Raw genomic sequence first — 1,042 nt, 5'->3', positions numbered from 1 at the left:
GCCGCCGATACGGCCGACACGACGGCAGCCGATTCCGTGCCGACCGGCGAAGCGCCGCTGCCCTGGGTCCTGTCGGCTCAGTCCAAACCTGCCCTGCGCGAGCAGGCCGCCCGACTGGCCGCGCATCTCACGGCGCACCCGGCCGCCACCCTGCCCGAGATCGGGGCCGCCCTGGCGACCTCCCGTGCGGAGCTGGAGCACCGCGCCGTGGTGTTCGGGGCGGACCGCGACACGATGTCGGCCGGCCTCTCCGCACTCGCCGCGAACAGGGCGGACGCGAGCGTGATCGTCGGCCGCGCGGCTACCGGGCTTGGCTCGGTCGGGTCCGTGTGGGTGTTTCCGGGGCAGGGGGCGCAGTGGGTTGGGATGGCCGCTGATCTGATCGGGACGGATGAGGTTTTCACGACTGCGTTGGTCGAGTGTGAGTCGGCGTTGGTGCCGTGGGTGGATTTCTCGGTGTCCGAGGTGTTGGGCGGTGCTGATGAGGAGTTGCTCGGCCGGGTTGATGTGGTGCAGCCGGTTTTGTGGGCGGTGATGGTCGCGCTGGCGGCGGTGTGGCGTGCTCGGGGTGTTGCGCCGAGCGTGGTGGTGGGTCATTCGCAGGGGGAGATCGCTGCTGCGACGGTGGCTGGGCTGCTCTCTGTTGCTGAGGGTGCTCGCTTGGTGGCCACTCGTTCGCGGTTGATTGCTGATCGTCTTTCCGGACGGGGGGCCATGCTGGCTGTGGATCTTGGGCAGGCCGAGGCCACTGAACTGGCGGCTGAGGCGGATGGCCGTGCGGCTCCGACGTCCGAAAACCGCGACACCATGGGCGGCAGTGTTGCGGTGGCTGTGGTGAATGGTCCTGGGCAGACGGTGTTGTCGGGGGACCGGTCGGTGTTGGAGTCGGTGGCTGCAGAGTGTGCAGAGCGCGGGGTGCGGGTGCGGTGGTTGCCGGTGGATTATGCCTCGCATTCGCCGCAGGTGGCCGCGGTTCGTGAGGAGTGGCTTGCCACGGCCGGGGGCAGTGGAAACCACACCCGGCACGGTGCCGATGGTTTCG

2 protein-coding genes are annotated in these 1,042 nt (G+C 69.4%); one reads left to right on the top strand and one right to left on the bottom strand.

The features are described from left to right. A partial coding sequence (locus SACXIDRAFT_RS23415; protein WP_232285214.1) for a hypothetical protein occupies positions 1–201 on the bottom strand: 201 nt, incomplete at its 3' end. Here SACXIDRAFT_RS23415 and SACXIDRAFT_RS23180 point away from each other — a divergent pair. After that, a partial coding sequence (locus tag SACXIDRAFT_RS23180) for an acyltransferase domain-containing protein (RefSeq protein ID WP_408640386.1) occupies positions 115–1,042 on the top strand: 928 nt, incomplete at its 3' end. The genes SACXIDRAFT_RS23415 and SACXIDRAFT_RS23180 overlap by 87 nt on opposite strands.

It is taken from the genome of Saccharomonospora xinjiangensis XJ-54 (assembly GCF_000258175.1).
Classification (GTDB): Bacteria; Actinomycetota; Actinomycetes; order Mycobacteriales; family Pseudonocardiaceae; genus Saccharomonospora; species Saccharomonospora xinjiangensis.
This window is presented reverse-complemented; position numbering and strand designations above follow the sequence as displayed.